A 24,014-nucleotide genomic window follows, 5' to 3' on the forward strand; every position below is an offset into this window, starting at 1 on the left:
AATTCATACCCGCCGCGCCGCAAGCCATGCCTCAGCGTCCGACGAACTTCGCCGTACGTTTTTCGATGAAGGACTGAACGCCTTCCTTTGCATCTTCCGTGTTGTAGAGAAACTGCTGCGTCGACTGAATCGTCGCGTAGGCATCCTGCCAGCCTTGCCCCAGTGAAACACGCGCGTTCTGCATCGTGGCCTGCACGGCGAGCGGCGCCTGCGCGGCGATTCGCTCTGCGATAGCCAGCGCGCGGTCGAATTCCTGGCCCGCCGGCACGACGTCCTGAACGAAGTTCATGCGGCGCGCCTCCTCGGCAGTGAACTCGTCGCCGGTGAGCAGCACCTTCATCGCGTTGCCCCAGCCGGCACGCTGGACCATGCGGAACGTCGCACCACAACCTGCCATGATCCCCCGCTTCACTTCAAGTTGGGAGAAACGGCAGTTATCGGCGGCCACGGCCACTTCCGATGCGAGCATCAATTCGACAGCGACCGTAAAGCAGATTCCCTTGAGAGCGATGACGACCGGCTTGGTGCGCAGCGGCGCGCGCATATTGAACGGATCGACTTCGCCCTCCGGAAGCAAGGGTTTGCCCTCACGGCGCAGCGGCGCGATCTTCGGCATGTCGAGCCCCGCCGTAAAGTGGTCGCCTTCGGCATAAACCAGACCACAGAACAGATCGCTGCTGTTCTCCAGCCGCGTGTAAGCGGCGGCCAGTTCCCTGAACATCTTCGGGGTAAAGCCGTTGCGCTTTTCCGGCCGGTCGATGCCTATCAAAAGCAGGTTCCCGCGTTGTTCAACGCGAATCTGTCCGTCCTCGTGACGAGTCGTCATGCACTGTCTCCTCGCGGTGTTTTCCATTAGCGAATCTGACCATTGGCTCAATTGACAAAGCCGGGTCACACATTCAGAATCATAAACGTCGTTCACAAATTTGGCAACGCGCGGCACGACCTGACGCAGTCTGCACGGGGTGCCAAGCCAATACAAGCAAGGCCGGGCAGATACCGATGCTGGCTTAAGTGTTCACCCTGATTCCCGCAAGGAAAGACCATGGCCTACGAGACGATCATCCTCGAAATTCACGGCAAGACCGGCTTGATCAAGCTGAACCGTCCGCATGCCTATAACGCGCTGAACAACCAGTTGATGGACGAGCTGACGGCCGCACTCGACGGCCTCGAGGCCGATCCTGCCATCGGCGCGATCGTGCTCACCGGCAGTGAAAAAGCATTCGCCGCCGGAGCCGACATCAAGATGATGGGCGAATGGACGTACATGGACGTCTACAAGAACCAGTTCATCACTTCGAACTGGGAGCGCACCTCGCGTTGCCGTAAACCGGTCATCGCCGCCGTCGCCGGTCTCGCGTTGGGCGGAGGCTGCGAGCTGGCCATGATGTGCGACTTCATTCTGGCCGCCGACAACGCGCGTTTCGCCCTGCCCGAAATCACGCTCGCAACCATTCCCGGCGCCGGCGGCACGCAGCGCCTCACGCGGGTGCTCGGCAAATCGAAGGCGATGGAGATGATTCTCACCGGCCGCAAGATGGACGCTGTCGAAGCCGAACGATGCGGACTCGTGAGCCGCATCGTTCCTGTCGATACGCTCGTCGGCGAAGCGCTGAAAACAGCCGACGATATTGCCCGATTCTCGCAACCGGTCGTGGCGATGGCGAAAGAGTGCGTCAACCGTGCTTACGAATCGAGCCTCGCCGAAGGCATCCTGTTCGAGCGGCGCATGGCCTATTCGACCTTCGCCACCCAAGACCGCAAGGAAGGCATGGCGGCCTTCGCCGAAAAACGCAAGCCGCAGTTCCGCGATTGTTGAATCGCTGAGAAACGAGAGCCACTTCTGCCGTGGCTAACCGAGCACGCCAGGCCGCGCGCATCCAGCGCCCTCCTCTGGCACCCACACTCCCTCCCCAGACTACAGGCACGTGATGAAACCCTACGTCAACCGCATTACTGAATTACTCGGCATCCAATACCCCATCATTCAAGGCGGCATGCGCTGGGTGGCGCGCGCCGAACTGGCAGCGGCCGTAGGTAACGCGGGCGGTCTTGGGTTCATCTCCGCGCATACACATGCAAGCGCCGACGCGCTCGCGCGTGAAATCGACAAAGTGCGTTCGCTCACGGACAAGCCGTTCGGTGTGAATCTGACCGTACTCGGCGCGAATGCCGGTCTCGACTATGACGCGTATGTGCGCACCATCGTTTCGCAGGGTGTCAAGGTCGTGGAAACGGCAGGTAGCAATCCCGCGAAATACATCGCCGAATTCAAGGCGCAGGGCGTCAAGGTCGTCCACAAGTGCGTCACGGTCCGCCACGCGGTGAAGGCCGAATCGCTCGGCGCAGACGCCATCAGCATCGACGGGTTCGAATGCGCGGGGCACCCCGGTGAAGACGATATCCCGGGACTGATCCTGATTCCCGCCGCCGCCGACAAGCTGAAGGTGCCGATTCTCGCCTCCGGTGGTTTCGCCGATGGGCGCGGTCTGATGGCGGCTCTGGCGCTCGGTGCGGACGGCATCAATATGGGCACACGCTTCATGCTCACGCAAGAATCGCAGGTCCACCCGGCGATCAAGCAACGTCTGCTGGAAGCGACGGAGCGCGATACGGTGGTGGTCGGCCGCTCGCTCGGCGATTCAAGCCGTGTGATCAAGAATAGCGTGAGCCTCGCCGCGCTCGAACTCGAGCGCAGCGGGCACGTGACGCATGCCGACCTCTACGCGCTGACCGGAGCCAAGCGTTGGATGGACGCATTCGGCACGGGAGAAGTCGAAGGCGGCGCGTTCCCCGCCGGGATCGTGACCGGTCTCATCCACGACCTGCCGACTTGTGCGGAACTGATCGAACGCATCGTGAAGGAGGCTGCCGCGATCGCGCAACGCCAGCTCGGCTTCGGAGCCGCTCTCGCATGAAACTCACCGGTCTTCGCGTCGTGGACCTGTCACAGTTCATGCCGGGTCCGTTCCTCGCCGCCAATCTCGCGGAACACGGGGCGCAGGTCATCAAGATCGAACCGGTCACCGGCGACCCCACACGCGGTGCACCGGGCACGGATGGCGCGTTCTTCGCCGCAATCAACCGCGGCAAGCGCAGCATCGCCCTCGACCTGAAGCATCCCGACGGACGCGAGGCGGCGCTCAAGCTGATGAACGAGGCCGACGTGGTGATCGAATCGTCACGGCCGGGAGTCGCCGCCCGCCTTGGGATCGACTACGACACGGTGAGCCGGACGAACCCGCGACTCGTTTATTGCGCGATGACCGCATTTGGACAGAATGGCCCGCTCTCTCAACTGCCCGCCCATGATCCGGTGATTCAAGCGCTCGCGGGCACGCTGCCGCGCGATAGCCGCGGGATGCCCGTTACCACGGGGCCCTCGCTCGCGGCGCTCGCCGGTTCGTTGACGGCGTTGTCCGCTGTGTTGATGGCACTCCTGCGCGCGCGGGAAACCGGGCGCGGCGACTATATCGACGTCTCGCTCTTCGATGCGGCGCTCACGGCGCAGCCGTACCTGAGTGGCCGCTTGCTCAACACGCCGGACGTTTCATCTCAGGAAACGCCAGACGACGACAGCGGGCTCGCACTGCTCAGCAGCTATGAGACCGCCGATTCGAAATGGCTCTGCCTCGGCGGCCGGGAGCGCAGTTTTGCCACTAACCTGCTTACGCCACTCGGCCGCCCGGATCTGGTCGGCGACGCCATCGGTCCGGCCGGCGACGGTCAGACGCGGGTGCGCGCATTCCTGACGCGTACCTTCCTGACCCGCACTCTCGATGAATGGCTCGACTGGTTCGAGGGCCGAAACATCAGCGTCGCGCCGGTGCTCGCGCTCGCCGAAGCGCTCGACCATCCGCATGCGCATGAGCGCGCGATGATTCAGAGCGATCCGTCCGGACGCAAACACGTTGCAAGCCCGATTCATTTCCGCATGGAGCCTGCAGCGCCGCCGCTCGCCGTTGCGCGCCTTGGCCAGCATACGGAAGACGTACTGCGCAGCATCGGATACAGCGAAGAGCGGATCGCGGAAGTCATCGCGTCGGGCGCCGTGCGTGGGCAGCACGACGACACCTATGCCGTTGCGCCAATGACTCAAACTACGCACTGACGCGAACAACATCATGCCTTTACTGCTAGAGGCGGACTCCGTCGACTTCGCATCCATCGTTCGTCCCGGAGATACCGTCGCGTGGGGTCAATCGAACGCGGAGCCCCTCCCGCTCACGAGAAAGTTGCTAGAGCAACGGCACGGCATCGGCGCGTTTCGGATTTTTCTGGGCGCTAGTCGTTTCGACACGTGCCGGCCAGAGCACGCTGACTGCATCGATTTCGTTTCGTACTGCGGCACAGGCGCCAACCGCGCTTTGGCCAAGGCTGGCGCACTCGATATTCTTCCGTGCCACTACTCGCAGTTTCCGCAGATGATGGAGTCGGGCCAGTTTCCCATCGACGTCTTGCTGCTTCAGCTGGCGCCGCCCGATTCACTGGGTCGCTACAGCCTCTCCATTGCGCATGAGTATCTGATTCCGGCACTGAAGCACGCGCGAGTCGTCGTCGCAGAGGTGAATGAGCAGGCGCCCTGGACGTACGGCGAGCGCTACCTTCGCGACGATGAGATCGACTTCATCCTGCCGACGTCGCGCGCTCTTCCCGAAAGTTCGCCCAGCGCAGCAAGCGCAACGGATCTGGCGATCGCGCGGTACACGGCAAGTTTGATCGAAGACGGCGCCACGATTCAACTCGGTCTCGGCGCGATTCCAGAGGCGATCCTTGCGTGCCTCTCCGATCGTCGAAACCTCGGCATTCATTCTGGGACGATCGGAGACAAAGTCGCCGACCTCATGCAAACCGGCGTGATCAACAATGCGCGCAAATCCATCGACATGGGCAAGACCATCGCCGGCGTGATGATGGGCGGCCGCCGCATTCACGAGTTCGCGCATCGCAACGACGCCATCGAGTTTCGTTCGACCCGCTACACGCACGACCCGCATGTGCTCGCGAGCATCGATCGCTTCGTCGCCATCAACTCGGCGGTCGAAGTCGATCTGAGCGGACAGATCAACGCCGAAATCGCGGGGGGCGTGTACGTGGGCGCGGTGGGCGGCGCGCTGGACTTCCTGCGCGGCGCGCGACGCTCTCGTGGCGGCGTTCCCGTCATCGCACTGCCCTCCACGGCTGGCAAGGGCGCCACCCGCATTGTCGCGTCGTTGACCGGGCCGGTCAGCACGCCGCGCAGCGACGCCGGGATCGTGGTGACGGAATATGGCGTTGCCGATCTGCGCGGACTGACGCTGCGGCAACGGCGCGAGCGCATGCTTGCGATTGCCCATCCGGACCATCGTGGCGCTCTCGACCAGATGGCCGGCGCCCCGCCTTCCAATCGGTCCGGAAGTGCGACGCTCGTCGCCTGATTGCCATCGGGCCCGAATCAGAAACTCGAAACCCTGCAAGGAACTGTCCCATGAAACGCGCAGCAATTGTGTCCCCCGTACGAACGCCCGTCGGCACCTTTGGCGGTAGCCTGCGCGGTGTCTCCGTCGAAGAACTCGGCGCACTCGTTGCGAACGAAACGATCCGGCGAGCGAGACTCGATCCCGCTCGCATCGACGACGTCGTGTTCGCACAATCGTACGCGAGCAGCGAAACGCCCTGCGTTGGCCGCTGGATCGCGCTGCAGGCGGGCCTGCCCGTCGAAGTGCCGGGCATGCAACTGGACCGCCGCTGCGGCGGCGGCCTGCAGGCGCTCGCCACCGCAGCGATGATGGTGCAGACTGGCGCCGCCGACGTGGTGCTGGCCGGCGGCGTGGAAAGCATGAGCAACATCGAGTACTACAGCACGGACATGCGCTGGGGCGCCCGTTCGGGCTCCGTTCAGTTTCACGACCGTCTCGCACGCGGCCGCGAGCGCTCGCAGCCCGAATCTCGCTTCGGCTATATCTCCGGCATGATCGAGACGGCGGAAAATCTCGCCACCGACTACGGCATCAGCCGCGAGGCCGCCGACGAATTCGCGTTACGCAGCCACCAGCGCGCGGCGGCGGCGTGGGAGTCGGGCCGCATGGCCGAGGAAGTCGTTGCGGTCAGCGTGCCCCAGAAGAAGGGCGAGCCGCTCCTTTTCTCCAGGGACGAAGGATTCAGGGCGGACGCCAGCATGGAAAGTCTCGGCAAGCTTCGCGCTTTGATGCCGGGCGGCACGGTGACCGCCGGCAACTCCAGCCAGCAGAATGACGCCGCGGCCGCCTGCCTCGTCGTCGCGGAAGACCGTCTCGAAGCGCTCGGACTCGAACCCATCGCCTGGCTGACCGGCTGGGCCGCCGCCGGCTGCGAGCCTTCGCGTATGGGGATCGGACCCGTGCCTGCGGTCCAGAAGCTCATGGCGCGCACGGGCCTCTCGCTCGATCAGATGGACCTCGTCGAAGTGAACGAAGCGTTCGCATGCCAGGTGCTGGCAGTCCTCAAAGGCTGGAACTGGCACGATACCGACCGGCTCAACGTGAACGGCTCCGGCATATCGCTCGGCCACCCGATTGGCGCAACGGGCGTGCGGATCATGACGACGCTCCTGCACGAACTGACGCGTCGAAAGGGGCGTTATGCGCTCGAGACCATGTGCATCGGCGGCGGCCAGGGTATCGCCGCCGTCTTCGAGCGCGTTTGACATTGGGCGGCGCAGCGCACGGCCTGGTGCCGTGCGCGTGCCCTAACCCTCAGGCCTCCACCTCGACCATCACGAAGTCGGCCCTGGTCGCGCCGCATTCGGGGCATGCCCAGTCATCCGGGATGTCTTCCCAGCGGGTGCCGGGCGCGATGCCCTCCGCCGGAAGTCCCACTGCTTCGTCGTAGTAAAACCCGCAAAAAATGCATTGCCACTTTTTCATGATCGTCTATGAGTCGTTGAGGTGGGGTTGTGTCAGGGCGCTACGTCCCAGGCGAGCGGCAGATAAAGCATGCCGTTGACCGAGCCTGAGCCGCATCGTGGCTTGTCGCCCTCGCGAATGCGGAAATCGGGAATGCGTTTGAGCCATTCCTGCAGGAACACCTTGATCTCCGTGCGCGCGAGAAACGAGCCCGGGCAGCGATGCGGTCCGTTGCCGAAAGCCGCGTGCATCACCGGCTTGCGCGTGAGGTCGACGGCAAGCGGGTTGCTGAACTTGCGGTCGTCGAGGCCGAACAGAGAGTTCGGCAACTGGATCTGGTCACCCTTTTTGAACTGGACGCCTTTGTATTCCATGTCCTGAGTGATGAGTCGCGCGGTATTCGCCACGCCAAAGCGCCGGATCAATTCGTCGACCGACGACACCATCAGTTCCGGATTCTCGATGAGCTGTCGCCGGTGCGCCGGATTCTCGGCGAGGAAACGCGCGATGAAACCCATCAACGAGGCGACGGTATCCAGACCGCCGAACAGCACGACGATAAACATCCCGAACATGCGCTCGGGGCTGATCGGCTTGCCATCGATCTGCGCGTTGACGATCAGGCTGACCAGATCGCCACCCGCCTGGGCCTTGCGCTTTTCCACCCAGGTGGCGATATAGCCGCCAAGACGGTGCTGGGATTCGATGCGTTCGTCGAGATTGCCGCGTACGGCCCACTCCGCCCATTCGAGCAGTTGCTCGCGATCGCTCAACGGAAGGTCTGCGAGACGCAGGAAAATCACGATCGGCAGGATCTTCGAAAACTCCGAGACGAACTCGCATTCGCCTCGCGGAGCGATCTTTTCGATCAACTCGATTGCGAGGCTGCGCACGTCGCTCTCGAGCGACGCGATTGCCTGCGGAAGAAAAGCGGGCGTGATCAGGTTGCGGTACGCAGTGTGCTCGGGCGGGTCGAGTTCGAGCGGCACCAGCCGCGACTCGTTGAGCGGCGGAATGTTGACGCTTTGATGCGAGAAGCGCGTATGGTCCTTCTGCATCGCCTCGATATCTTCGCCTCGCGTGGCGATCCAGTGGCCGCCATAGTAAGGGGACCATACGATGTCGGGCCCCGCGTGCAGCGACTTCCATGCCAGATGAACATCGTCTTGCGCGCCAGGCGGGTTCATATAGTCGAAATCGACCACGAGTTCCCGCGGAACATGGTCCGGTACGGTCCAGTCTTTCGTATGATTCATCTTGCGTCTCCTTTCGTTTCGTCGTCTTCGAATGGATGAATCGCCACACTCCGCGTCAATGCGCCAGCGTTCATATTATGCAACGTCGTTCAGTTTTGCTATTATACCGAGGCGAGCTTTTCTACATCAACGCCTGTATCGAACGGAGACAAGAGTGAGCGATTTCGTCAAGGACAAGGTGGTAGTGGTAACGGGTGCGGGTGCCGGCATCGGGCGCGACTTCGCGCTGCAATTCGCGGCGAACGGCGCCAAGGTCGTCGTCAACGACCTCGGTCGCAACGCCGAAACCGGCGAATTCGCCGCACAGCGCGTTGTCGCGGAAATCAAGGAGGCCGGCGGACAAGCGGTTGCCTCGATGGACAGCGTCGCCGAATGGGATTCGGCGCAGAAGATCGTGCAGGCCGCGCTGGACACGTTCGGCCGCATCGACTGTGTGGTCAACAACGCCGGCATCGTGCGCGACCGCATGTTCTTCAACATGAGCCTCGACGAGTGGAAGGCCGTGGTCGACGTCCACCTCAACGGGTCGTTTTTCGTGGCGCGTGCTGCGGCTCCGCACTTCAAGGCCCAAAACGGCGGCAGCTTCGTTCACATGACCTCCACGTCGGGTCTGATCGGCAATATCGGGCAAGCCAACTACTCGGCCGCCAAGATGGGTGTCGTCGGTCTGTCGAAGTCGATCGCGCTCGACATGGCCAAATTCAACGTGCGCTCTAACTGCATCGCGCCGTGGGCATGGACTGCGATGACTGCCTCGATTCCCTCGGAAACGCCCGAGCAAAAGGCACGCGTCGAGATTCTCAAGCGCATGGAATCGCGCAAGATTGCGCCGCTCGCCGTGTACCTTGCCTCCGACCAGGCCACCAAGGTTTCGGGGCAGATCTTCGGTGTGCGCGCCAACGAAATCTACTTCTTCAACCAGATCCGCATGATCCGCTCGCTGCATCGCGACGGCGGCTGGACGCCCGAAGCGATTGCCGAGCAGGTCATGCCGGCGTTCGAATCGAGCTTCTTCCCGAACGTGCCCTCCATGGCGCTGACGCCGTGGGATCCGGTGTAAATTCAATCGGACCATGCCCGCGCCACATCATGCGGTGGCGGCGCGGGCGCCCCGCAGTTCTCCTTACGCTTCTACCGAACCGCGCACGCTTTCGGTCTTTTCGGACAGACCGACTATGCGTCTTGCCTTGAGCAAGACCGGCAAGTCCACCATCCGTCCATCCACGGACACTGCCCTGCCTTCAGCGCGCTCGTACGCCTCGACGATTCGCCGCGCCTTGGCAATTTCATCTGCGCTCGGGCTGAACGCGGCATTGACCGCTTCAACCTGGCGTGGATGAATGCACAGCTTGCTGCCGAAACCCAGCGATCTTGCCTTCGACGAGTCCTCCGCAAGTTGCCGTTCGTCATTGATCGCCACGGTTACGCCATCCACCGGAGACTGAATTCCGGCTACACGCGAGGCCAGCACGATGCGCGAACGCGCGTGCAGCAACGCGTCCCATGAACCATCGCAATCGAGATCGAGTTCGAAGTCCACCGAGCCGAAAATGAGCCGCTCGACACCGGGCATGCGCGCCACTTCCAACGCGTTCCAGACGCCCCCGGCGGATTCGATGATCGGCCATATCGGCTTCTGCGTTGCCGTGGCGACAGCGGACAGCGCTGCCGAATTCTCCGCCTTGGGCAGCACGATGCCATCGATACCGTCGAGCACTGCAAGCGAGAGGTCATCCTCGAACCACTGAGTGCCTGCGCCGTTGATGCGCAGCAGCACGCGAACAGGCGCAGCCACAAATGTTCGCGCGGCATCGGCAACATGTGCCCGTGCTGACGCCTTATCCGCGTCAGCGACGGCGTCTTCGAGGTCCACGATCACTGCATCGGCGCCTGCCGCGAGCGCCTTGGCGAATCGCTCGGGTTTGCTCCCAGGCACAAAAAGAAACGAACGCATAAAACTCCAGTTCAGAGACCGGGCCGCGGAAGTTAAGACACGTTGGCGGACCGGATTCAACACATCAGGCGAGCACGGCCGATGCTTCCATGCGCAACGACCCATCGCTACCCGAAATCCACAACATCACCTTGCCGGGGTCCGATTCGTCCCGCTTCCCGCAGACGTAGAAAGGTGACGTGTCCACCACCGGCTTGATCGCGCGGAACGAAAACGATCGCACGCGCGCGCCCGGCAGCTCGGATCTCAGCGAGTCCATAAGTAGCGTGGCGAGCAGCGGGCCGTGCACGACGAGCCCCTCATATCCCTCTTCGCCGGTCGCGTATGGCCGATCGTAGTGAATACGATGACCATTCAAGGTGAGCGCCGAATAGCGAAACAGCAGCACGGGATCGGGAACGACCTCGCGCGCCCACTGAGCGCTCGCGGGCGCGGCCTGTGGCGCAGCCGGCTTTTCACTCCCCGCCGGATGATCGCGATAAACGATATCCTGGCGTTCGACGATCGCAACGCCGGCCACATCGCCAACCTCGTGCTTGACGTTGACGAACACCAGGTCGCCGGTGCGTCCCTGCTTGTGCGCAACGCTTTCGATGCGCGAAAGACGCGTAATCGCGCTTCCCGCCTTCAGCGGCCGCAGAAACTCGAGTTGACTGCCCGCCCACATACGCCGCGGCAAGTCGACAGGCGGCAGGAAACCTCCACGCTTTGGATGACCGTCCGACCCGACCATCGACTGACGATGAACCGGCAGAAAATAAAGCCAGTGCCACAACGGCGGCAAGTCATCGCCCGCCGCAGCAGACGGGTCGTCGCGGTCGAGCATGGCGCCGAGCGCCGCCATCGGCGTAAGAGTGACCTGGTCCCGCACTTCCTCGGTGCGTCCGGTCCATTGCTGCAAATACGTGATATCCATGACCATTGCGGTGATCACTCCAGATCGAGCGCTTCACGAATCGCAACAGCGATCGGGAGCAGTGGATCTTCTTCCGGCGTGGTCGGATTGAACAGCTTGTTGTGGCAGATTGCCACCGCGAGTCCCGTGTCCGGGTCCGCCCAGCCGATCGAATTGCCCTGCCCCGGATGACACAATGCGCGCGGCGAACGCGCCGCCGTCACCGGCGGATGATTGCCGCCGAACCAGAAGCCGCCGATCGTGATCGGAATCGGAAAGCCGAACATCACGGGGTCCGGCTCTTCGCTGTTGGCGCGGGGCGTATTCAGCGTGGCCACGCGTTCCTTCGAAAGGATCCTCACGCCGTCCAGCTCACCACCGCACGCAAGCATCGCCCAGAAACGCGCTTCACTACGCGCATTGAAGATCCCGCCCACGCCCGCCACCTCGGCGCGCCGTACGTCCGGGCGCTCGAACACATGCGGCGTCAGTGCGACCTGCTGCGGCATCGAGCGCAAGAACAGCGGCGGCAGGTATTCCGCGGGAACCGGCACCATTGCATCGGTAAGACGAGCAATGCGTGGCTCGACTTCATCAGGAATGCCAATCCAGAGATCGTGTATACCGAGCGGCTTCGCAATCTCCTCCTGAACGAAGCGGCCCAGCGAGCGCTTCTTCGGGTCGGCGCGTCGGACCAGTTCCCCAACGATCCAGCCGAAGGTCATCGAAAGATAAAGCGTCTTCGTGCCCGGCTCGGCGAGCGGCTCCAGGTTCGCGATGGCGCGCGTCATCCATTGCCAATCGCACATCAGTTCCGGCGTCACGCCGTCCGGCATCTGCGGCACGCAGGCGCGGTGAGTCAGCACATCGCGTACCGTCGTCTTGTCTTTCCCGTGCGCACCGTACTCCGGCCAATAGCGCGCGACCGGCGCGTCGTATTCGATGAGCCCGCGGTCCGCCAGAATGTGCAGCGCGGTTGCCGCGACTGCCTTCGTCACCGAATAGACGTTGAAGAGCGTATCGCCGTCAACGAGGCGGCCGGTGGCCGGATCGGCCACGCCGCTCCATGCGTCGATCACGAGTTTGCCATTGAGATAGGCCGCCACCTGTACGCCGATCTCGCCACCCTCCCGCGTCGCACGGTCGAGCGCCTTTTGAACGATCGCGTTTCGCCCGGTTAATGTTTGCACTGCCAGGTCCATATCGTGTCTCCCATTCGTGAACATGTCGCTTTGACGGGCTAGGTCTTGCCAGACTGCGCGGCAATACCGGCGAGCCCTTCGAGCGCGAGTCCGTAGCCCAGTTCGTCGGCCATGCGGCGCTTGAACGGCTGAGCAAAGACCGCGCGGGTATAGCGCAGGGTTTCGATCGGCTTCGCCGCGAGGCTGCGGGCGATCTCCCAGGCGCGATCGAGCAGCGCTTCCTGCGTCACGACTTCGCCGACCACGCCAAGCTCCCACGCGCGTTGCGCCGTCATGCGCTCGCCGGTGAGCAGAAAGTGGCGTGCGCGGTTATGGCCGACCAACATCGGCCAGACGATCTGCACACCATCCGCCGGCACGACGCCGTGAACGAAGTGCGCCTGATCCGAGATTTCAGCGTGACTGGACGCGAGCACGATATCGGAGAGCACGAGCAACTCGGCGTGAATGAGCGCCGGGCCGTTGATCGCGCCGATAACGGGAACCGGAATGTCCAGCAGTTGCATGAGCAAGTCCTGCCCCTCGCGCTGCAGGCGCGGCCAGATTTGCGCAAGCGGTTCCACCGGCAGCTCGGCGTAGTTCATGGCGTCGCAGAACGCATCGCCGGTGCCCGTCAGGATCACTACGCGATTTTCGAGGTCGCGTGCAATCTGATAGAACGCCTCGCCCAGCTGACTGTGAATACTGCCGTCGAGCGCGCCCCACTTGAGCGGGCCGCCGTTCGTGTGCAGGCGTACCAGAAGAACGCCATCGCGCCGCTCGAATTCGATGTTCGCAAAGCGCTTGCCGTAGTCCTCGAGGTGGCTCATCGCGCATCCTCGAGGATCAGGCCGGCGGCACGCCATGCCATCGCCATCATCGGGCCATTGGTGTTGCCGGAGATCATCGTGGGCGTCACGGAGAGATCCATCACGCGCAGGCCTTCAACGCCCCGCACCCGCAAGCGCGAATCGAGCACGGCAAGCGGACCGGAGCCCAACTTGCAGGTGCCGCAGGCGTGATAGCCGGACTGCCCCTCGCGCCGGTAGAGGTCGAGGATCTCGGCGTCGGTCTGAACGGCGGAACCTGGACGCGTTTCTCCTTCCAGCAGGCTGGCTAGCGGCTCGGCGGCCAGCACGTTGCGCATGAGCCGGAATGCGCTGACGGCCATCCGCTGGTCGTACGAATCGGCAAGGTAGTTCGCAACGACCTCGGGCGGCACACGGGGGTCCGCCGACTGAATCCTCACATGTCCTTCACTGCGCGGACGCAGTGGATAGCTGAAGAGCTGCATGCCAGGGAACCTCTCGAACGCATAGCCGGCCGCGCCGAAATCCATCGAGTACGGCGCCATCATTAGTTGAACGTCGGGGCGCTTCGCGTCGGGAGCAGTCTTGACGAAACCGCCCACCTGATACGAGCCGAGCGACATCACGCCACGGCGGAACAGGAAATACTGCATTGCGTTGCGCCACAAGCGCAGGCCGCTGAACTGCCGGTTCTGCGAGTCGCGCCAATGCCGCAAACGCGCCTGCACCATATACAGATAGTGCTCGCGCATGTTCAGCCCGACACCCGGGATCGCTGCCACGACCGGAATGCCAAGCGACTGCAGATGACCGGGATCGCCAATGCCCGACAACTGCAAAAGCCGCGGCGACTCGATCGCTCCGGCCGACAGAATCAGTTCGCGGCGTGCACGATAGACGATCTGCTGCCCCGCGCTTTCGCATTGCACGCCTGTTGCGCGCGTGCCGTCAAAAACGATTCGCACAGCCTGCGTCGCAGTAACGACCGTGAGATTCTTGCGCGAACGAACGGGCTTCAGAAACGCTTCGGCCGAGCTTTGCCGCCGCCCGTTGCGTATCGTGTAGATCAGATAAGCCACGCCCTCGTGATCGAGCCGGTTGATATCCTCCACGCGCCGAATGCCAAGCGACCGGCACGCCTCGAGAACAGCGTCGCCAATGCGGTTGCGCTGCGCATACAGCGAGACTTTCAGTGGGCCGCCCGATCCCCGCAGTTCGTCGGCGCCCAGCGCGTGATCTTCGATCTGCCTGAAGCACGGCGCCAGGTTTTGCCAGCTCCAGCCCTCCACGCCCAGTTCGCTCCATCCGTCGTAGTCCTCGGGATGTCCGCGCATGTACACCATGCCGTTGATGCTGCTCGAACCTCCGAGCATCTTGCCGCGCAGCCAGATTTCATTGCGGTGCCCGTTGCCGTCGTCGGGCTGCACGGGGATGAACCAGGCGTGAGCCGGATCGCCCAGCAGCTTTCCGAATCCCTTTGGCATCCGGATCAAGGGACTGCGGTCCTCGGGCCCTGCTTCAATGAGCAGCACCGTATGGCGCCCGCTTTGCGAAAGACGGTTGGCGAGTACGCAACCTGCGGCGCCCGCGCCAACCACGACATAGTCAAACTCCGTCATCAATGCGTTCTCCACCGTCGGTGCGCGCCGGGCAACTCAATATGCGAGCTGGCCAGCGGCACCTGTCTTGTCGGTCGGCCTCGTGAAAAGCCCATGAGGCCGGCTTTGTTCTGATTAGCCGAAGACGACGGGAATCGAATGCGGAACGCGCATCATGATGCCGTTGATCTGCGGAGCCTGCGCGGCCGGATCGAGACGAAGATTGGGCAGTCGGTCGAGGATCGCGTTGAGCGCGCGCGTCATCTCCACACGCGCGAGATGTTGACCAATGCACACGTGCGGTCCATACGCAAACGCGAAATGGCGGTGAGCCGGTTTGCGATAGATGTCGAACTTGTCCGGATCGGGGAAGCGGCTGGGATCGCGATTGGCGCTGCCCGCCAGCACGTCCAGAAATGCGCCCGCGGGAATCTCGACGCCACCGAGCGTGACGTCACGCGTCGCCATGCGCGACTGCATCAACACCGGACCGTCCCAGCGCAGGGCCTCTTCGATCGCCTGGGCGACCAGCGTACGATCCTGGCGCACCGCTTCGAGCTGTGCCGGATCGCGCAGCAGTGCGAGCAGCAGCACGCTGGTTGCGCGATAAGTGGTGTCGCCGCCCGCATTCACGAGTTGGCGCAGGAACGAAATGACGACCTCGTCCGGCAGCAATTCGCCATCGACTTCCGCGGTGGCCAGCGCGCTGACGAGATCGTCGCCTGGATTGCTGCGGCGCGCCTCGACGAGTTGCGCGAAATAAGCGCCCAGCTTCGTCGATGCCTCCACGCCGTGCGCCACGTCGATCGAAACCAGCGTTTGCGCGATCGCCAGCTTGTGGAAGATCTTCACGTCTTCCGGCGGCAATGCGAGCTGGCGGTAGATGATATTGAACGGATAGTGAAGCGTGAACTCGTTGACGAGATCCGCATGCCCGCGATCCACGAACTTCGACATCAGTTCGTTTACCACAGGATCGACCAATGTGTCGCCCCATGCCGCCACCGTGTGCGGCAAAAATGCTTTCTGGAAAATGCGGCGGTAGCGCGGGTGCTCTGGCGCGTCCATCGTCGAAATGCTGCGTCCGAAGCTGATGCCGATATTGCGCTCGTAAGACTTGTTCGAGAACGTCGCCGGATCACCCAGCACCTGCGATACCTCGTCGTATCCGAATACGCAGTAGTGCGCGACATCGGACATTGTCAGGTCCGCGGCACCGCCCATCAGCACACGATAGTCCCCTTCCTGAACCATGCCTTTTTCGCGCAGCTCGGCAATGCGCGGATACGGGTTGGCATCGGCTCCGTAAGCGAGCGAATCCTCGAAAAAGGGATTGAACGTCGGATCGTCGAAGTCTTCAAGTCGCAGCGCGCCAGCCATGGTTCCAGTCTCCATTAGTCGTTCGATTGCAGGTGCACGGCCTTGCCGTTTGTACCTATAGTTGAACTATGTTCGATTTTGCACGATTGTGCAAGAACGTTTTATCATTCGGTTGAAGGGGCCTCCGGCGTTTGACCGGGTTGCGCCTGTAATGAAAGGGAAACTATGTCGTCGAGGAATACCCAAGCCGCCAGCAGCCTGGCAGCCGATAACAGGGAGCCGCGCGCTTCGGCTCGCAGCACAACGCCCGAGCGCATTCTCGATACCGCCGAAAGGCTGTTCGCGATGCACGGTTACTTCGGTACGTCGATTCGCGACATCATGCAGAGCTGCGGCATGGAGCTGAGCCTCGCGCGCTACCACTTCGGCAGCAAGGACGCCCTGTTCCAGCAGGCGATAGGCCGCCGCGCAACCGTGATCAGCCAGCAGGTGATCGAATCGCTGGAAGCGGCGCTCGCGCCGCAACATGGCGAGCGCCCCGATGTGGAAGCCATCGTGACCGCGCTTTCCGCGCCGGCCTTCGCGCATCTGAAAAGCGGCGACCCGGGGTGGCAAAACTACCTGCGCCTGCTGACCCAGATCGGCTGCCTGCTGGAGCGCCCCGACCTCACGGCGCCGTTCTACGACCAATACGCGCCGGCCGCGGCGCGCTACCGCGACGCCTTCGCGAAGGCACTGCCCGGCACGACGCGGGAAACCGTCGAACTCGTGCAGCATTTCGTCGAGTCCGTGTTTCACCTGGTGCTCAACGAGCTGTACGCGAAAGAAGCCCGATCCGGAACGCGCGCACTGACGTCACCACATATCGAGCGCATGCGCACCTATTTGATCCGCTTTGCGGTTGGCGGCATCGAGGCGATGGTCAACGCCGCGCGGGACCAACGGGGTGCGTGAGCGGGGTTGATGAGCATTGACAGCCGCGGCGACCGTCGTTCACAATTTAGAACATTATTCAAAATAACTGAGGCCGCAGCGAGCGCGGCCGTGCGAGACGGAGTTCGCCTTATGACAGCTGTAGACGCAGAAAACACCGCGCTGATCGTTGGAGCGGGTCACGCTGCGGGAGAATGCGCGACCGCGATCCGCGAACAGGGTTGGACGGGACGCATCGTGATGGTGGGAGAAGAACCGCATTTGCCGTACCAGCGGCCACCGCTTTCGAAGGCATTCCTGTCGGGCGAATCGACCGCCGAGCAGCTCTACCTGAAACCGCTTTCGACTTACGACAAGGCACGCGTCGAGTTCATTCCGAATACGCGCGCGGAGCGCATCGACCGTGACGCGAAACGGGTCACACTCTCCAATGGCAGCGAGATCAGCTACGCGAAGCTCGTTCTGGCCACCGGCGGCCGCGCGCGGCGACTCGCGTTGCCGGGTATCGAAGCCATCGAGAAGCTGCAGAACTTTCACTACCTTCGCACGCTCGATCACGTCGCGCGCATTCGTAACCAGTTTCATGCGGGCTCGCGCCTCGTGATCATCGGCGGCGGATATGTGGGCCTCGAAGTGGCTGCCGTGGCCGTGAAGCGCGGCTTGCACGTCACCGTGCTCGAGGCATTGCCGCGTGTGCTCGCGCGCGTCACGGCGCCCGAGCTTTCCGCGTTCTACGAGAAAGTGCACCGCGAGGCCGGGGTCGACATCCGCACGAAAGCGATCGTGAGCGGATTCGAACTCGACGCGTCCCGCGACGCCGTCGCCGCAATCTGCTGCGCGGACGGCACGCGTGTCGCGGCGGATCTCGTCATCGTCGGCGTGGGACTGGAGCCCGCCACCGAACTCGCGCAGGCCGCGGGTCTCGCCGTCGACAACGGCATTGTGGTGGACGAGCATACGCGCACCTCCGATCCGAATATTTTCGCGGTCGGCGATTGCACCAATCATCCCAATCCCGCGCTCGGCCGGCGGCTGCGCCTGGAGTCGGTGCCGAACGCACTCGAGCAGGCCCGCACCGCCGCGGCGTCGCTGTGCGGCAAGGAGCGCGTCTATAACAGCGTGCCGTGGTTCTGGTCCGATCAATACGATCTGAAGCTCAAGATGGTCGGGCTGTCCCAGGACTACGACGAACTCGTCTTGCGCGGCAGTCCCGAGAGCCGCTCGTTTTCGGCGTTTTATCTCAAGGACGGCGTGATGCTCGCAGCCGACACGGTGAGCCGCGCGCCCGATTTCATGCTGGCAAAGCGGTTCGTTGCCGAGAAAATTCCGGTTCGTGCGGCCGATCTCGCCGACGAGTCGATCCCGTTGAAAAGTCTGCTTCCCCAGTCCAACTAAATTTTCCGAGGTCCAGAAGCCATGCCGCTCATTCGATTCATCCAGCCGGACGGCAGCGAAGCCAGTGTAAGCGCCAACGTTGGCGACTCGGTCATGCAAACTGCCGTGAACAACCAGGTCCCGGGCATTCTCGGAGATTGTGGCGGCAGCTGCAGTTGCGCGACCTGTCACGCCTACGTCGACGAAGCCTGGCGCGGCCACATGCCAGCGGCCGAGTCCTACGAAGTCGACATGCTCACCTGCGCGATGGACGTGCGCGAAAACAGCCGTCTGACGTGCCAGATCTTCATGACACCGGAACTGGACGGCCTGGTGGTGCGTCTGCCCGGCTCGGCGGCTTGAGCGTCATGACCACGACTGCCCCACGCACGACGCTAATCACCGGCGCGGCTTCCGGCATGGGCGCCGCCCTCGCCCGGCATTTGTCCGCACTCGGCGAACGGGTGATTGGCGTCGATCTGAACAACGCCGAAGTGTGTTCGGACCTCTCCGACCCGGCGGAACGTGCAGCGCTCGTCGCGCGCGTGCAGGAGATTGCGCCATCGATCGACGCGGTGGTCGCGTGCGCCGGCGTATCTCCCCCCGTCGCCGGCGATACGCTCGTGTCGGTCAACTACTTCGGCGTTGCGGACCTGCTGCCGCGCCTGTTGCCGCTCCTGCAGCGTGGAAAGCAGCCCCGCGTTGTGGTGATCTCTTCACTGGCCTCGCTTCATCCCGTCGATACGCGGCTCGTCGAGTTATGCCTCCACGGCGACGAAACCGCCGCGCGGGAACAGGCCGCGAAAATCGGCGCGCAATGCTATGCGTCGTCCAAACGCGCGCTGACTCAATGGATACGGCGCACGGCCGTGCTGCCTGGCTGGGCCGACCAAGGGGTGCTGCTGAACGGCATCGCGCCGGGCATTGTGAAAACGCCGATGGTCGCGCCGCTGCTGGAAACCGCCGAGGGCCGCGAGGCGCTTGCAGCGGGTGTACCCACCGCCGTGCGGGACTATGCGAGCGCGGAGCAGATCGTTCCGCTCCTTGCGTTCCTCGCCGGTCCGGCCAACGCCTACATGGTGGGCCAGGTACCCTTCGCGGACGGTGGCGCGGACGTGCTCCTGCGCGGGGAAGCGGCGCTTTGATGCACACGCCCACGCGCTAGCGCCAAAAGCGCAACCGCGCTTACGGCGCCTTCGTCAACGCGTCGATGGCGTGTTGTTCGCTCTTGCTCCAGAACGCCGCCCACGTCGGAAAGCCCTGAGGAAGACGCGGCTGGTACCGATCACCCTCATATTTGCCAGGCCAGTTCTGGAAGCGCGGCGCGCCGGGACGTGCGAGCCAGTCCGTCGAATACCAGTGCTGCTCTTCGCGCCGCTCGAAATACCACTGCCCGTCGCGCCGCACATAGTGATCGAAGTAACAGATCGCCATCACCACCCACGAGCCGTTGTCCTCGTGCTCCGCGCGGCAATATACGCTACCCGTCGCATGGTCGGCGTCGATGAAATCGACTGCGTGGCCGCAAATCTGGTGGATACTGCGATAAAACCCGCGCAGGATGTGTTCGGACCCGTAGAACGTTTTCAGCGCAGCGCGCCCCACGCCCCAGCGGCCGCAATCGACGTCCTCGGCGAACAGTTGCACGAGGCTGTCCAGATCGCGCGAATCGACCGCGAGCGCGTATCGCACCGGCAACTGCTGAATGGCGAGCTGCGCCTCGATGCGTTCGACACGCGCAAGAAGGCTGAGGTCCGTCGTCATGCCGCCCCCTTGGCCGCGATGGCCGCGTTGGCCGAGCGTGCGCGGATTTCATCGGCATAGTACGGCTGGTGCGAAAGCAGTCCACCGTCAACGTTGAATACCTGGCCCGTGACGAACGCGGCTTCGTCCGAAGCGAGATACACGACCGCGTGCGCAATGTCTTCGGGCTGCCCAAGGCGAGGCGTGAGATGGTGGCTCAGCATCATTTCCCCGAGTTCGCCCACGTAGTAAGCCTCAGTCACCGGCGTGACGATCAGCCCGGGAGCAATCGCGTTGCACCGTATGCCCTCCTTGCCGTGCTGCGCGGCTAGGTAGCGCGTCAAATTCTCGATGCCTGCCTTGCAGACGCCATAGGCGCTGTACCCCAGCGCACCTGCCTGAGCCGAGCCCGAAGAGGTATTGATGATCGAACCGCCGCCGCGCGAGCGCATGAGCGGCAGCGCGCGCCGCGAAGCCAGCATCGTGCCGCGAAGATTGATGCGCATCGTGTCGTCCCACACCGCGACGTCGACCGCCTCGACCGCCGCATCGACCGTACTGGAAAGCGACGTGGCGGCGGCGTTGTTGTGCAGGATATCGAGGCCGCCCCACGTCTCGAGCGTGAGATCGAACAACGCCGCGATCGAGCTTTCGTCGCCGATATCGACACGCGCCGCAACCGCCTGGCCGCCCGACTCCTTGATACGGCGAACCTGTTCCTGCGCGCCTTCGAGATTCAGATCCGCCACCACCAGCAACGCGCCTTCCTGCGCGAGCCTCGCGGCACAGGCGGCGCCGATACCCGATGCCGCCCCGGTCACAATCGCAATCTTGTCTTTCACGCGTTGCACGATCTGCTCCTCCGGGCTCACACCGTTACCGGTGTGCGGTTACTTGCCGCAACGCGGTCGAGATGAAAGTCGATATCGCCGAACATCTTTTCCATCATCGCCATCTTGCGGAAGTAATGGCCGATCGGATATTCCTCGGTCAGCCCCATGCCGCCGTGCAACTGGATACCCTGCGCGCAAACGAAGCGATTGGCACGCGCGGCAACGGCCTTGGCCGCCGAGATGGCCCGGCTGCGTTCGGCCGCCGGACGGTCCAGGTGCGCGATCCCGCAGTACAACATCGAGCGCGCTTCCTGCGTGGCGACGAACATCTCCGCCATGCGGTGCTGCAATGCCTGGAACTTGCCGATGGGCTGGCCGAACTGCGATCGCCCCTTGATGTACTCCGAAGTGATGGCCATCACCGCCTCCATCATGCCGAGGCTCTCGGCCACGCTCGCCAGGGCGGCGAGTTCCGTTGCCTGCGTGAGCACCTCCAGCGCGCGCTCCGGTCCGACGATCAGCGCATCGTCGCCGACCTCGACGTCGTGCAAGTCGAGATCCGCCGCGCGGGAGCCGTCGAGCAGGCGATACGACCGGCACGTGACGCCCGCAGCACGACGGTCGACAAGAAACACGGCCACGCCTTGCGATGCGGTTTCCACTCGCGCGGTCACGAGCAGTTGGTCTGCCGACTCACCGGCCACCACCAGCGTCTTCGCACCGCTGATCAGGTAACCCGAGGAGGTTTTACGAGCATGGCTTCGCCCATGGCAACCCACCTTGTAGCGGCTGCCAGCTTCACTATCCGCGAGCGAAAGCAGCAGCTTGCCTTCGATGACGGCGGGCAGCAGCGTTTCGCGCTGTGACTGCGCGTCGCCCCGCTCGATGATCGTGGCGCACAGCAGTGCCGTTTGCACGACCGGCTCGAGCGCCATGCCGCGGCCGAGCGCCTCCATCAGGATCGCCATTTCGACAAACGAACAACCCAGGCCGCCAACATCTTCCGGCATGGTCAGCCCAAGCCAGCCAAGCTCCGCGTATGCGCGCCAATGCTCGCGGCTGAAGCCCTCCTGCTGCGCCGCGATGTGCGTGCGCGCCTCGAATCCGTACTCCTGATGGACGTAGCGCTCGGCGCCATCCTTCAGCATCAATTGTTCTTCGGAGAAGTTGAAGTCCATGGCTACAGTCCGAATGCGAGTTTCGCAATGATGTTCTTCTGCACTTCGCGCGCACCGCCGTAAATGGTGGATGCGCGCGCGATGAGATAGCCCGACGTGCGGCCGCCCACGTAATCTGGCCAGTTTTCGTCGACCGCGGGATCGGCGTGCGCGACGCTGTGGTCGTCGAAGCGCATCACGCGAGGACCCAGCGCGTCCATCTGGAGTTGCGTCACGCGCTGCTGCATTTCCGACCCGCTGATCTTCAGCGCGGACACCACGGCGTCGAGGTTGCGCTCGCTCTTCTCTTCGGCGAGGATGCGCAGCACCGACCACTCGAGCGCCATGAGATCCGTTTCGATCTCCGCAACCTTGCGCGCGAACCCGGGCGTATCGATCAGCCGCACGCCGTCGACCATCTCCTGAGCAGCGATGTCCTTCGCGCGTTGCAACTCACGTTTGTTGAAGTACAGGAACGCGCTCGTCGTGCGCTCCTTCTCGAGCAGGTACTTCGCATAGGTCCAACCCATGCCCGCCTCACCCACGAGATGCGCCTTCGGCACACGGACGTTCTCGAGGAACACCTCGTTCAGTCCCCTGCCGCCTTCGATCGACACGATCGGACGCACGGTAATGCCCGGCGTGTCCATCTTGACGAGCAGGAACGAGATGCCACGCTGCGGCTTGACCGTCGTATCGGTCTTGACGAGAAAGAATCCCCAGTCGGCAATCGTGGCGTCGCTCGTCCAGATCTTCTGGCCGTTGATGACGTACTCGTCGCCATCGAGTACCGCCGTGGTTCTCAGTCCGGCGAGGTCGGAGCCCGCGTTCGGTTCCGAGAATCCCTGGCACCAAAATTCATCGCCACGCAGGAGCGGCTTCAGGAAGCGCTCCTTTTGCCAGGCCGAGCCGAACGCGATGATGACGGGCGCGACCATATGCGTGGACTGCCAGCTGTAGTCCATGGCATCGGCGTTGTACAGCTCTTCCATGAAGATATGCTTGCGAAACCCGCTCCAGTCGGTGCCGCCATGCTCGACCGGCAAATGGGGCGCGCCCCAGCCACGCTCGTACAGAATGCCCTGCCACTTGCGAATATCATCGCGCGCAGGCGGATGCACGCCCACGCGCCACCGGCGTGAAATATCGGCGGGTGCATGCTCCTTGAAGAACTGCATCACTTCCTGGCGAAACGCTTCGTCTTCCTTGCTATAAGCAAAATTCATGTTTCCCGACTCCTGAATCCTTTACGCACCCGTATATCAGACCGGCCGGGCTCGCCCTGCTCGTGGAGGAGCCCCTTTAGCGGCCACGGAAGGCAGGCGCTCGTTTTTCTCTCGCGGCCAGCCGGCCCTCCGCTGCGTCTTCCGAATTTACCGCGAGCGCTACCGCGTTCAGCTCCTGGGCCAGAAACTCTTCCATGCTTGCGGCGTTCAACCGGAACAATTGCTTCGTCAGGCCAAGCGAAAAGGTCGGGCCGGCCGCCAGTTCGCCGGCCAGCTTCGCGGCTGCCGCGTCGAGTTCGCCGTCCTCGACGAAGTGGCTGGCAAGGCCCATATCGAGCGCTTCCTGGCCTGTCAGCCGGCGATTCAGATACATGATTTCCTTGGCGCGAAACTCGCCGCAATGACGCGCAAGCAGATGCACCATGCCGCCTTCGGGCAGCGTGGCGCGCATCAGGAACGCGGGAATGAACTGCGCCGTGTCGGAAACGACCAGCTGGTCCGCGCAGAGCGCGAAGCTCCACGCGATACCCACCGCAACGCCCCGCACAGCCGCGACCATCGGCTTGTTCAGGTTGTACAGCCTGAGCGCGATCTTCTGATAGACGGCCATCGAAGCACGAGCATGGGCAACGCTCATCTGCGGCGGCGCGGCGCCGCTGCCTTTGATATCGGCGCCCGCGCAGAAAGCGCGGCCTGCGCCGGTGAGAATGACCGCGCGAATCTCCGGGTCCTGCTCGATGCGATCGAGGTGGCCGAGAATCAGTTGCAGCATTTCCGGCGTCAGCGCATTGAGCTTCTCGGGGCGGTTCAGGCACAGCGTCGCAACCGCGCCGTTCAATGTGAGTTCAACGTCCATGATGTTCGGATCT

General features: G+C 63.2%; 24 protein-coding genes. 10 read left to right on the plus strand and 14 right to left on the minus strand.

Annotation, left to right across the window (positions count from 1 at the left end; all coding sequences use genetic code 11):
* Positions 1-31 precede the first annotated feature (31 nt).
* Positions 32-826, minus strand: coding sequence for a crotonase/enoyl-CoA hydratase family protein (locus tag ACOJB8_RS15905; RefSeq protein ID WP_475013320.1), 795 nt, complete (start codon positions 824-826; stop codon positions 32-34).
* Positions 827-1,045: 219 nt separating this feature from the next.
* On the opposite strand from ACOJB8_RS15905, the gene ACOJB8_RS15910 reads away from it, so the two are divergent.
* From ACOJB8_RS15910 to ACOJB8_RS15930, 5 genes are all read left to right on the plus strand, one after another.
* The gene (locus ACOJB8_RS15910; RefSeq protein ID WP_475013321.1) at positions 1,046-1,822 is read left to right on the plus strand and encodes an enoyl-CoA hydratase; all 777 of its coding nucleotides are present in this window, start codon (positions 1,046-1,048) and stop codon (positions 1,820-1,822) included.
* 112 nt (positions 1,823-1,934) lie between these two features.
* Complete coding sequence (locus tag ACOJB8_RS15915; protein WP_069268781.1) at positions 1,935-2,921, plus strand: NAD(P)H-dependent flavin oxidoreductase; 987 nt, start codon at positions 1,935-1,937, stop codon at positions 2,919-2,921.
* Positions 2,918-4,114 (plus strand): CaiB/BaiF CoA transferase family protein, encoded by a 1,197-nt coding sequence (locus ACOJB8_RS15920; protein WP_475013323.1) that lies wholly within the window; start codon positions 2,918-2,920, stop codon positions 4,112-4,114. Before ACOJB8_RS15915 ends, ACOJB8_RS15920 begins: the two co-directional genes overlap by 4 nt.
* A gap of 13 nt (positions 4,115-4,127) precedes the next feature.
* On the plus strand, positions 4,128-5,420 hold the full coding sequence (locus ACOJB8_RS15925; RefSeq protein WP_069268783.1) for an acetyl-CoA hydrolase/transferase family protein: 1,293 nt from the start codon (positions 4,128-4,130) through the stop codon (positions 5,418-5,420).
* A gap of 50 nt (positions 5,421-5,470) precedes the next feature.
* A complete protein-coding gene (locus ACOJB8_RS15930; RefSeq protein WP_368726670.1) occupies positions 5,471-6,667 on the plus strand; it encodes an acetyl-CoA C-acetyltransferase in 1,197 nt (398 codons plus the stop codon).
* 49 nt (positions 6,668-6,716) lie between these two features.
* On the opposite strand, the gene ACOJB8_RS15935 is transcribed toward ACOJB8_RS15930, so the two are convergent.
* Both ACOJB8_RS15935 and ACOJB8_RS15940 read right to left on the minus strand, forming a co-directional pair.
* A complete protein-coding gene (locus ACOJB8_RS15935) occupies positions 6,717-6,887 on the minus strand; it encodes a rubredoxin (protein WP_069268785.1) in 171 nt (56 codons plus the stop codon).
* Positions 6,888-6,919: 32 nt separating this feature from the next.
* Positions 6,920-8,122, minus strand: a complete 1,203-nt coding sequence (locus ACOJB8_RS15940; protein ID WP_475013326.1) for a cytochrome P450 — start codon at positions 8,120-8,122, stop codon at positions 6,920-6,922.
* Positions 8,123-8,276: 154 nt separating this feature from the next.
* Here ACOJB8_RS15940 and ACOJB8_RS15945 point away from each other — a divergent pair, with 154 nt between their 5' ends.
* Positions 8,277-9,182 carry an SDR family NAD(P)-dependent oxidoreductase gene (locus ACOJB8_RS15945; RefSeq protein ID WP_069268787.1) on the plus strand — a complete coding sequence of 302 codons (906 nt, stop codon included), beginning with the start codon at positions 8,277-8,279 and terminating at the stop codon, positions 9,180-9,182.
* 63 nt (positions 9,183-9,245) lie between these two features.
* On the opposite strand, the gene ACOJB8_RS15950 is transcribed toward ACOJB8_RS15945, so the two are convergent.
* The 6 genes from ACOJB8_RS15950 to ACOJB8_RS15975 form a co-directional block, all read right to left on the minus strand.
* Positions 9,246-10,076, minus strand: coding sequence for an HpcH/HpaI aldolase/citrate lyase family protein (locus ACOJB8_RS15950; RefSeq protein WP_475013422.1), 831 nt, complete (start codon positions 10,074-10,076; stop codon positions 9,246-9,248).
* Between the two features lie 64 nt (positions 10,077-10,140).
* Positions 10,141-10,998 (minus strand): HTD2 family dehydratase, encoded by an 858-nt coding sequence (locus ACOJB8_RS15955; protein ID WP_342947393.1) that lies wholly within the window; start codon positions 10,996-10,998, stop codon positions 10,141-10,143.
* Positions 10,999-11,006: 8 nt separating this feature from the next.
* Positions 11,007-12,161, minus strand: a complete 1,155-nt coding sequence (locus tag ACOJB8_RS15960; RefSeq protein ID WP_475013329.1) for a serine hydrolase domain-containing protein — start codon at positions 12,159-12,161, stop codon at positions 11,007-11,009.
* Positions 12,162-12,211: 50 nt separating this feature from the next.
* Entirely contained in the window at positions 12,212-12,982 is a 771-nt protein-coding gene (locus tag ACOJB8_RS15965; RefSeq protein ID WP_475013331.1) for an enoyl-CoA hydratase/isomerase family protein, read from the minus strand.
* On the minus strand, positions 12,979-14,580 hold the full coding sequence (locus tag ACOJB8_RS15970; protein ID WP_475013333.1) for a GMC family oxidoreductase: 1,602 nt from the start codon (positions 14,578-14,580) through the stop codon (positions 12,979-12,981). The genes ACOJB8_RS15965 and ACOJB8_RS15970 overlap by 4 nt, the downstream gene beginning before the upstream one ends.
* Before the next feature lie 114 nt (positions 14,581-14,694).
* Positions 14,695-15,939: a cytochrome P450 gene (locus ACOJB8_RS15975; protein ID WP_342947389.1), complete on the minus strand. Its 1,245-nt coding sequence runs from the start codon at positions 15,937-15,939 to the stop codon at positions 14,695-14,697.
* A gap of 165 nt (positions 15,940-16,104) precedes the next feature.
* Between ACOJB8_RS15975 and ACOJB8_RS15980 the strand changes: the two genes are divergently transcribed.
* The 4 genes from ACOJB8_RS15980 to ACOJB8_RS15995 all read left to right on the plus strand — a co-directional run bounded on the left by ACOJB8_RS15980 (position 16,105) and on the right by ACOJB8_RS15995 (position 19,331).
* The gene (locus ACOJB8_RS15980; RefSeq protein ID WP_475013335.1) at positions 16,105-16,833 is read left to right on the plus strand and encodes a TetR/AcrR family transcriptional regulator; all 729 of its coding nucleotides are present in this window, start codon (positions 16,105-16,107) and stop codon (positions 16,831-16,833) included.
* A gap of 111 nt (positions 16,834-16,944) precedes the next feature.
* The gene (locus ACOJB8_RS15985; RefSeq protein WP_475013336.1) at positions 16,945-18,207 is read left to right on the plus strand and encodes an NAD(P)/FAD-dependent oxidoreductase; all 1,263 of its coding nucleotides are present in this window, start codon (positions 16,945-16,947) and stop codon (positions 18,205-18,207) included.
* A 21-nt stretch (positions 18,208-18,228) separates the two neighbouring features.
* Positions 18,229-18,549, plus strand: a complete 321-nt coding sequence (locus ACOJB8_RS15990) for a 2Fe-2S iron-sulfur cluster-binding protein (RefSeq protein ID WP_069268796.1) — start codon at positions 18,229-18,231, stop codon at positions 18,547-18,549.
* Between the two features lie 5 nt (positions 18,550-18,554).
* Positions 18,555-19,331: an SDR family oxidoreductase gene (locus tag ACOJB8_RS15995; RefSeq protein WP_342947386.1), complete on the plus strand. Its 777-nt coding sequence runs from the start codon at positions 18,555-18,557 to the stop codon at positions 19,329-19,331.
* Between the two features lie 40 nt (positions 19,332-19,371).
* Here ACOJB8_RS15995 and ACOJB8_RS16000 read toward each other — a convergent pair whose 3' ends face one another.
* The 5 genes from ACOJB8_RS16000 to ACOJB8_RS16020 form a co-directional block, all read right to left on the minus strand.
* Positions 19,372-19,950 carry a nuclear transport factor 2 family protein gene (locus ACOJB8_RS16000; RefSeq protein WP_475013338.1) on the minus strand — a complete coding sequence of 193 codons (579 nt, stop codon included), beginning with the start codon at positions 19,948-19,950 and terminating at the stop codon, positions 19,372-19,374.
* Positions 19,947-20,780 carry an SDR family oxidoreductase gene (locus ACOJB8_RS16005; RefSeq protein WP_368617214.1) on the minus strand — a complete coding sequence of 278 codons (834 nt, stop codon included), beginning with the start codon at positions 20,778-20,780 and terminating at the stop codon, positions 19,947-19,949. Before ACOJB8_RS16005 ends, ACOJB8_RS16000 begins: the two co-directional genes overlap by 4 nt.
* 17 nt (positions 20,781-20,797) lie before the next feature.
* On the minus strand, positions 20,798-21,940 hold the full coding sequence (locus tag ACOJB8_RS16010) for an acyl-CoA dehydrogenase family protein (RefSeq protein ID WP_475013340.1): 1,143 nt from the start codon (positions 21,938-21,940) through the stop codon (positions 20,798-20,800).
* 2 nt (positions 21,941-21,942) lie between these two features.
* The gene (locus ACOJB8_RS16015) at positions 21,943-23,145 is read right to left on the minus strand and encodes an acyl-CoA dehydrogenase family protein (RefSeq protein WP_069268800.1); all 1,203 of its coding nucleotides are present in this window, start codon (positions 23,143-23,145) and stop codon (positions 21,943-21,945) included.
* A 76-nt stretch (positions 23,146-23,221) separates the two neighbouring features.
* Entirely contained in the window at positions 23,222-24,001 is a 780-nt protein-coding gene (locus tag ACOJB8_RS16020) for an enoyl-CoA hydratase/isomerase family protein (protein ID WP_069268818.1), read from the minus strand.
* Positions 24,002-24,014: the final 13 nt, after the last annotated feature.

This window comes from Paraburkholderia sp. BR10141 (assembly GCF_056155635.1).

Bases quoted from the DNA above. Each gene is read 5' to 3' on its own strand.
- ACOJB8_RS15905 (WP_475013320.1), bottom strand. From the start codon at position 826: ATGACGACTCGTCACGAGGACGGACAGATTCGCGTTGAACAACGCGGG.
- ACOJB8_RS15910 (WP_475013321.1), top strand. From the start codon at position 1,046: ATGGCCTACGAGACGATCATCCTCGAAATTCACGGCAAGACCGGCTTG.
- ACOJB8_RS15915 (WP_069268781.1), top strand. From the start codon at position 1,935: ATGAAACCCTACGTCAACCGCATTACTGAATTACTCGGCATCCAATAC.
- ACOJB8_RS15920 (WP_475013323.1), top strand. From the start codon at position 2,918: ATGAAACTCACCGGTCTTCGCGTCGTGGACCTGTCACAGTTCATGCCG.
- ACOJB8_RS15925 (WP_069268783.1), top strand. From the start codon at position 4,128: ATGCCTTTACTGCTAGAGGCGGACTCCGTCGACTTCGCATCCATCGTT.
- ACOJB8_RS15930 (WP_368726670.1), top strand. From the start codon at position 5,471: ATGAAACGCGCAGCAATTGTGTCCCCCGTACGAACGCCCGTCGGCACC.
- ACOJB8_RS15935 (WP_069268785.1), bottom strand. From the start codon at position 6,887: ATGAAAAAGTGGCAATGCATTTTTTGCGGGTTTTACTACGACGAAGCA.
- ACOJB8_RS15940 (WP_475013326.1), bottom strand. From the start codon at position 8,122: ATGAATCATACGAAAGACTGGACCGTACCGGACCATGTTCCGCGGGAA.
- ACOJB8_RS15950 (WP_475013422.1), bottom strand. From the start codon at position 10,076: ATGCGTTCGTTTCTTTTTGTGCCTGGGAGCAAACCCGAGCGATTCGCC.
- ACOJB8_RS15955 (WP_342947393.1), bottom strand. From the start codon at position 10,998: ATGGTCATGGATATCACGTATTTGCAGCAATGGACCGGACGCACCGAG.
- ACOJB8_RS15965 (WP_475013331.1), bottom strand. From the start codon at position 12,982: ATGAGCCACCTCGAGGACTACGGCAAGCGCTTTGCGAACATCGAATTC.
- ACOJB8_RS15970 (WP_475013333.1), bottom strand. From the start codon at position 14,580: ATGACGGAGTTTGACTATGTCGTGGTTGGCGCGGGCGCCGCAGGTTGC.
- ACOJB8_RS15975 (WP_342947389.1), bottom strand. From the start codon at position 15,939: ATGGCTGGCGCGCTGCGACTTGAAGACTTCGACGATCCGACGTTCAAT.
- ACOJB8_RS15980 (WP_475013335.1), top strand. From the start codon at position 16,105: ATGTCGTCGAGGAATACCCAAGCCGCCAGCAGCCTGGCAGCCGATAAC.
- ACOJB8_RS15985 (WP_475013336.1), top strand. From the start codon at position 16,945: ATGACAGCTGTAGACGCAGAAAACACCGCGCTGATCGTTGGAGCGGGT.
- ACOJB8_RS15990 (WP_069268796.1), top strand. From the start codon at position 18,229: ATGCCGCTCATTCGATTCATCCAGCCGGACGGCAGCGAAGCCAGTGTA.
- ACOJB8_RS15995 (WP_342947386.1), top strand. From the start codon at position 18,555: ATGACCACGACTGCCCCACGCACGACGCTAATCACCGGCGCGGCTTCC.
- ACOJB8_RS16000 (WP_475013338.1), bottom strand. From the start codon at position 19,950: ATGACGACGGACCTCAGCCTTCTTGCGCGTGTCGAACGCATCGAGGCG.
- ACOJB8_RS16010 (WP_475013340.1), bottom strand. From the start codon at position 21,940: ATGGACTTCAACTTCTCCGAAGAACAATTGATGCTGAAGGATGGCGCC.
- ACOJB8_RS16015 (WP_069268800.1), bottom strand. From the start codon at position 23,145: ATGAATTTTGCTTATAGCAAGGAAGACGAAGCGTTTCGCCAGGAAGTG.
- ACOJB8_RS16020 (WP_069268818.1), bottom strand. From the start codon at position 24,001: ATGGACGTTGAACTCACATTGAACGGCGCGGTTGCGACGCTGTGCCTG.